Origin of the sequence: Erwinia oleae (assembly GCF_000770305.1) — a bacterium.
Taxonomy (GTDB): Bacteria; Pseudomonadota; Gammaproteobacteria; order Enterobacterales; family Enterobacteriaceae; genus Erwinia; species Erwinia oleae.
This window is the reverse complement of record NZ_JNVB01000016.1, coordinates 55,770-63,621: the sequence shown is the minus strand read 5'-3', so window position 1 is coordinate 63,621 and position 7,852 is coordinate 55,770. Positions and strand designations below refer to the sequence as shown.

Sequence of the window (7,852 nt, the reverse complement as noted above, 5' to 3'; positions counted from 1 at the left end):
ACATTATCCGCCGCCGTCGACAGTTGGCAGTAGGTTAGCTCGCGGGTAGGACTGATCAGCGCGGTTGCCTGTGGCGTCAGCGCCGCCTGGCGCAAAAGCCCGTGATGTAACAGCGCCGTCGGCGCGGGGGCCTGCGTGACCGGCGCGCACACGGTGGGCAGCGCCAGAGAACTGTTTGCCACCCTCCAACCTTGTGGCACGGCAACCAGCGCCTGCAGCGCATGGCAATAGGCGCCAAACATCTGATCCAGCAGCGTGGCATCAAACAGTTGCTCGACCGCGTCCCAGTTGAAATGCAACTCCCCGGCCTGCTCCATCACCTGATGATCGAGCCACACCTGCGGCGTTTGGGTAATATTGGCATCCGGACACAGGGTAAAGCGGGTTGTGTCCTGCACGGCCTGCGCAGGCGTCTCCTCGTGGGTATCCACCATACTGGTGAACACTACCGGCATCGGCGCGGGGAAACGGCCACTGCGGATCAGCGCCTCGCTGGCGCGGATCCCACTGAAACGACGGTGTTCGAGATCTTCCCACAGTTGCGCCTGAATACGTTGGGCGTTGTGGGCATAAGCCTGCTGACTGTCGTAACAGACATTCAGTAGGCTGACAGCAGTAAAATCACCAATAACCGCCTCAGCGTTGGGGTAGCCCAGCGGGCGATTGAACAACGTCAGATTGAGAGTAAATGTTGGGCTAAGGCTCCAACGCGCCAATACCTGACTAAAAACCGTCAGCAACAGCGCCGTCTTAGTGATGCGCGCGCTTTTGGCCAGCGCGCTCAACGCGCCCCAATCGTGAGCCGACAACCGATGATCACGGCGCACGAACCTGATCGCTGGCAACTGTGCCAGATCACCCTGTACGGGCAACGCAGGTGGGCCATACAGTTGCGGCAGCGCCTGTTGCCAATAGGCCCGATCGCGCGCATAGGCTTCACCCGCCTGCTCTGCCAACAGCGCCTGCACGTAATCACGGAAAGAAAACGGCAGCAGCGGCAGCGACGCATGGGGATCGCGGTACAGCGTCATCAACTCTTGCTGTAGCGTGCGCATACTCAGAGCATCGGCAATCAGCAGATCGAGACTGAAATGCAAGCGGCCTTGTTGCGCCGTGCAAGCCGAGTAGCTGAAATCAAACAGCGGCCAACGCTCTGCGGGATGCACGTGGTGCGACAGCCGATCGCGGATCGCCATCAAGGCATCATGCCGCGCGCTGGGGGTCAAGGCACACAGATCGCGCTGTTCTAACTGATACGTCGGCACCTGCGCCAGGATCTGCTGAGTACCGTCGGGGAGTACCCGCGCACGTAGCATTTCATGGCGGGCGATCAGCGCATTCACCGCATGGGTAAAACGCGTAACATCAAAGTGCTCGACGTCAAACTCATGGTAGACGTGGGTCGCGACCGAGGTGGCACATGCCTGTCGTCCAAGCCAGTAGGCGCGCTGCACATCCGTCAACGGGAACGGCTGATGACGGTGCTCGGGATCGTGCGTCATCACCCAACCATCCTGAGGCGCGGCGGCATCCGTGGTAGATAGCTGTGCGATACGCACACTCAGCGCCCGAAGCGTGGAATAGTGGAAAATGTCTTTCAGAGTCAAGGTGCAGTGAAAGGTGCGGTTGATCTCTGCCACCAGCGCTACCGCCAGCAGCGAGTACCCCCCCAAGCGGAAGAAATCGCACTCAGGATCGGCGTTTTTTATCGGTAAATAGCGCATCCACAGCGCCAGCAACGTCTGTTCCGCGTCGCTCAGCGCTTGCGTCTGCGGCGGTGTGAGGGGGCTATCGGCAACGAAATCTGCCTCTAACCGCTTACGATCGATTTTGCCGTTGGCAGTGTTCGGGAAGGCGGTCACCCTCTGCCACAGCGTCGGCACCATATAATCTGGCAGTTGCTGCCGAAGATCGTTTTTCAGTTGTTCGAACAGCGAGGGAGGCGCGCTGGTGATGATAAACGCCACCAGTGCTTTGTGTAACGGTGCGCTTTCAATGCAGGCCACCACCGCACCGCCCACATTCGGATGTCGCGCCAGCGTCCGTTCAATCTCCCCTAACTCAATACGATAACCGCGCAGTTTGATCTGGCTATCTTTGCGCCCAACAAAACACAACTGCCCCTGCGCATCGTACCTGACCAGATCGCCAGTGCGGAACATCCTGCCGCCGGGGAACCCTGGTTCTGACAAGAAGCGCTGTGCGCTCAGCTCAGGCTGTCCATCATACCCTTGCGCCACACCATCCCCGGCGATGTAAAGCTCGCCGTCAACTCCTCGCGGCACCGGATAACCCTCATCGTCCAGAATGTATACACGGGTATTGGCAATGGGTACCCCGAGGGTGATGTGTTCAGCTTGGGTGATCTGCGTTTTCAGCGACCAAATGGTGGTTTCGGTGGGGCCGTAGAGGTTCCACAGCGTGCCACAACCGCGCAACAGTTCTTCCGCCACCTTCGTCGGCAGCGCTTCACCGCCCGCCAGCACACACAGTTGCGGGTCGCCACGCCAACCCGCCGTCAACAGCCCCTGCCAGAATGAGGGCGTCGCCTGCATCAACGTTGGTTGATAGTCGGCAATCAGCGAAATCATACGGAAGCTGTCTGCGGCGCGTTCCGCCTCTGTCAGATAGAGGCTAGCACCGGAGATCAGCGGCAACAGATACTCCAAGAACGAGATATCAAACGTGGGCGTCGTCACCGAGAGCAGACGATCGTGCGGGCCTACCGCAAAGGTACGTTGCATATCCAACAACAAGTTCAGCAACCCGCGGTGCACAACGCACACGCCTTTAGGTTCACCGGTACTGCCGGAGGTAAACAACAGGTAGGCCTGCGTATCCGGCAACAGTGCGCAAGGTGTAGGACGCTGGACCGCATTCGGCATGTCCTGCATCGATTCCGGCAACGACAGTTGTACCGTTTCACCCCATTCTCCCGGCTGACGCACCACCAGACAGACCAAACGAGCGCGTTGCATAAGGCGTTGCAAACGCGCCGCAGGCTGACGGATATCGAACGGCACGTAGCACGCCCCCACATACCACGTCGCCAACATGGCTGCAATCACATCACTGTGGCGCGGCAACAGCACGCCGACACGATCGCCCGGTCGTACACCCTGCGCCTGAAAACGTGCCGCGATGGCCTGCACGCGCGCCCAGAGCCCGGCGTAGGTCAGTGTGCCGTTGTGCTGCTGTATCGCCAGTTGCGTTGGGTGCTGCACACAGCGCTGTTCGATGATACGCAGCACATCCTGCGGCGCGGGCCACAGGACGTCAGTGGCATTGATCGGATCGCGTTGCGGCGTTGCCGCCTCCGGCGCATGCAGAGGGATCGCCGCGATCGGCACCTCCAGTGAGGATGTCAACGCCAAGCAGTGTTGGCGCAGCGCCTCGGCAATCTGCTGAACCACGTCGGCATCGTACAGCCCCGAATCGTACTCAAAGGCGACGTCGAACGTGTCGTCGTTTTGGAACACCTCGACCGTCATGTCGTACTTGACGGCCTGATTGTGATACGTCACCTGCTCCCACTGCGCACCGGCTAAGGGAAAAGCGCGTGGGGTCACGTGGTTATGGTAGATATAGAGGATCTGGAACAACGGCGAATGGGAGAGGCTGCGTGGGAGATCCAGCGCATTCACCACGCTTTCAAACGGCAGTTGCTGGCGTCCCAGCGTCTCTTTCACGCTGGCCTTCACGCGTTGGAGCGCGTCGCGCCCTACCTCAACCCCGCTAAAATCGGTGCAGATAACCGCAGTGCTGGCGTAATAGCCGATGCTGCTCTGCAACTCTGGGCGAATACGCCCCGATACCGGTGTGCCCATGACCAACCGCTGTTGCTGAGCGTAGCGCACCAGCACCAGTTGGAAGGCGGTCAGCATCAACACGAACGGCGTCGTTTCCTGCGCGCTGGCGACGCGTTTCAACGCGAGGCTTAATGCTGCATCCAAGGTAATGCTGAACCGGGTGCCATGTGCAGAGGGTTGCGCCGGGCGCGGGTGCAGCGACGGGAAGGTCGACAGCAGAGGCGCATCCTGCAAACGCGCACGCCAGTGAGCAAGCTCAGTGGCCAGCAGGGTATCCTGGAACCATTCGCGCTGCCAGCAGGCATAATCAGCATATTGTAGCGGCAGCGGTGGCAACGGCGTCTCATCACCAGCGTGCAATCGTGCATACTGCTGCTGTAACTCATCAAACAATAGCCGCAGCGAGATGCCGTCGATGACGATATGGTGCGCACAAAACACCAGGTGACAACCTTGGCCGGGCTGAACAATCTGTGTAACCCCCCACAGTGGGCCGCGCGCCAGATCAAACCGGGTGTTTATCACCCGCTGGATCGCCGCGTCCCGCGCTGAAGACGAAGCCTGCGCTGCTAACGTGACCGTATCAAGGATCAGCGAAGGTGCATCATCAATCACCTGGCAAGGCCGATCGTTACGCACCACGATACGGGTGCGCAAGATGGCGTGGCGCGCTTGCACGTAGCGCAATGCCTGCGTGAGTATCGGCACATCCACCACGCCGTGCAAACGATACACCACATACAGGTTGTAGTGGGTGGCGGCGCTGTCGTATTGCTGCAAAAACCACAACCGTTCCTGATTAAACGACAGCGGGATCGCCTGCGCTGGATCCGCCTTGATGATGGGAATGCGGCTGGGCGACACGCCGGATTGCGCCAACAGTCGTAATAACTTCTCCTTTTTTTCCGCCGGGAGCGTTCGCGCCAATGCGGCATGCTGTATCGTCATAGCCGTCCTTTCCTTTTCACTGCGTTGAACATCATTGCCGACATCACTCGTTAACCATGTCGTTAACCAGCGCGGCAAGCGTGGACGCCCCATCATCCTGCTGCTCCCGCTCGACCAACTGCGCTAAAGCGCGCACGCTGGCATCCTCCATCAGGTCGATAAAGGAAAGCGTGACAGCGAACCGTTCCTGTACCTGCGCCAGCAACATACCCAGCATCAACGAGTGCCCGCCAGCTTCAAAGAAATTGTCGTCAATGCCCAAGCCGTCAATTCCCAGCAATGCTTCGCAAATCGCCACTAAGCCGCGCTGCGTCTCGCTCTCTGGCGCTGCATAAGGCACCGAAAACGATGGGCGCGGCTGACGGCGCGCCGACGATTCGACAGGAATAACGCCCCCCGCATCCGCCACTGGCGTTACGACGATCCCCTGCTCTTCCGGGCTGTCGACCCAGTAACGGGTTTTGTCGAAGGCGTAGGTCGGTAGCGAGACACGGCGCGGTTGGTCGCCCGCAAACGCAGACCAGTCGATGTTGTGCCCCCGCACCCAGAGCGCGGCCACGGTATCTAAGATATGTTTGTGCTCATCGCTGCTGCGGGCACCTGCTGGCAGCGCGCTGACCGCGAGGCGATCGCCCAATGCATGACCGTTGGCCAGCCGGGTCAGGGTGGCCCCCGGCCCAATCTCCAGAAAGTCGACATCAAACGTCGCCTGCGCGAGTCGCAGTGCCGCGGAGAACTGCACCGGCATCAGCATCTGTTCAATCCAGTAGTCCGGCGTGGTGAGGGTGTTGGCGCTGACGCGCTCGCCGGTTGCGGTGGAGATAATGGCCAGCGTCGGCGGGTTCAGACGAACGTTCTCAAATGCCTGACGTAGCGCCTGCGCCGCATCTTGCATCATGCTGGAGTGGAAGGCGTGGGAGGTGTGCAACCGTTTGTTGATGATGTTCTGCTGCGTCAGACGCTGGCTGACGGCGAGGATCGCTGCCTCAGGCCCGGCGATAACCGAATAGTCAGGGGCGTTAACAGCAGCGATCGCCAGTGGGGCGGTAATCAGGGCGCGAATCTGTGCTTCCGGCAGCGCCACCATCAACATGGCACCGCTTGGTGCCTGATGCATCAGCTCAGCTCGACGCGCCACCAAGCGCAGCGCATCCTCCAAAGAGAACACGCCTGCCAACGTCGCCGCCACCCATTCGCCCAGCGAATGGCCGATCATTACCGTCGGCGTGATGCCCCAACTGAGCCACAATTGGGCTAAGGCATACTCGACGCTGAACAGCAGCGGTTGCGTGAGGCAGGTTTGCGCCAGGCGTTCGCCTTGGGCTGACGAGACTTCTGCACTGAACAGCTCATGGCGGATATCCAGACGGTATTCACGCGCGAGTAACGTCGCGCAACGGTCGAAGGCATCGGCGTAGACCGGCCAAACCTGATAGAGCTGATGGCCCATGCGCTGATATTGGCTACCCTGCCCGGAAAACAATAGCCCCAGCCCGGACTGCGTCTGCGCCACGCCACGGGCGAGCGGCGCTGTCGCGGCCTGCTGCAACAGCGTCCCGGCAGCGTGTAGATCGCTGGTCACGAGCGCGGCGCGATGTGCGAAGGCTTTACGTCCTTGGGTGAGAGTCCACGCCAGATCCCGCCGATCCGGCAGCGATTCACGTTGCAGAAAATCGGCAAAACGCGCCAGTCCCGAGGATAAGGCACTGTCGGTTTTGGCGGAGAACGGCAAAATACTGTAGGCCGGTGCAGGCGCTCGCGCTTGCAGGTCAACGGCTGGTGCTTGTTCCAGCACAACATGGGCATTGGTGCCGCCCATGCCAAGCGAGGTGACGCCCGCGCGACGTATGCCGCTTTCCGGTTGCCACGGCTGACAGGTGGTGTTGATGTAAAACGGGCTATTGGTCAGATCGATCTGTGCATTGGGCCGTTCAAAGTGCAGCGTGGCGGGAATTTTTCCCTGCTGCACCGCCAGCGCGGTTTTTATCAACCCCGTGACGCCCGCCGCCGTATCCAAATGGCCGATATTGGTTTTTACCGACCCCAGCGCACAGTACTGTTTTTGCGGCGCGACCGCAAAGGCGCGGCTCAGCGCAGAAAACTCAACCGGATCGCCCAAACGCGTACCGGTACCGTGGGCTTCCACGTAAGTGATATCCTGCGGTGCCACCCCCGCCAACCGCTGTGCCTGAGCAATGGCGCGCGCTTGGGCATCCACGCTCGGCGCGGTATAACTGATCTTCTCCGAACCGTCGTTGTTGACGGCAAAACCTTTGATGACCGCATAGATGTTATCGCCATCACGCAGCGCCTCATCAACGCGCTTTAACACCACCAGCCCCGCGCCGGTGCCGGGCACAAACCCGCTGCTGTTATCGGAAAACGCCCGGCAGTGACCATCGACGGCGGTGATCCCCCCTTCCTGCGACAAATAGCCGGTTTTTGCTGGCGGCCCTAGGGTGACGCCGCCAGCAATCGCCATGTCACACTGCCAGGTCAACAGACTTTGGCATGCCACGCACACCGCCACCAAGGATGTCGATGAGGAAGTCTGTACCGTGATCGCCGGGCCGCGCAGGTTGAGATGATAGGCGATGGTGGTAGTGATACTGTCTTTGTCGTTACCAATGGCCGCCTGCAAACTGCCAGAAGAGAAAACGCGTTTAAAGTGCGGCATCAAGTTCAGCATCAAATAGGAATCCATGCTTTTGCCGGCAAAAATGCCCACGTCCCCTGGATAATCGGCAGCCACATAGCCCGCATCCTCGAAGGCTGCCCACGCGGTTTCCAACAGGACGCGGTGCTGAGGATCCATCAGCTCCGCCTCTCGGGGCGCGATACCGAAGAAGGCGGCATCAAATTTATCGATGTCCGCCACCTCCCCCTTGGCCTTGACGTAGTCTGGGTGCTGAACAAATTCGGGGCTGATCCCCATCGCCAGCAGTTCCTCATCGCTGTAAAAGGAGATGCACTCTCGGCTCGCCAGCAGATTTTCCCAAAACGCCTGTACCGTATCGGCTTGAGGGAAACGCCCCGCCATCCCAATGATGGCCACACCAAAATCATTCTCTGCCATGTTGCTTTCCCCTGTATTC

General features: G+C 59.9%; 2 protein-coding genes. Both read right to left on the bottom strand.

Annotation, left to right across the window (positions count from 1 at the left end; translation table 11 throughout):
• Positions 1–4,757 (bottom strand): colibactin non-ribosomal peptide synthetase ClbJ (gene clbJ / locus GS12_RS07615; RefSeq protein WP_034945544.1); only part of this gene is annotated, 4,757 nt, incomplete at its 3' end.
• Between the two features lie 43 nt (positions 4,758–4,800).
• Positions 4,801–7,833: a colibactin polyketide synthase ClbI gene (clbI, locus tag GS12_RS07610; protein WP_034945541.1), complete on the bottom strand. Its 3,033-nt coding sequence runs from the start codon at positions 7,831–7,833 to the stop codon at positions 4,801–4,803.
• Between the last annotated feature and the right edge of the window lie 19 nt (positions 7,834–7,852).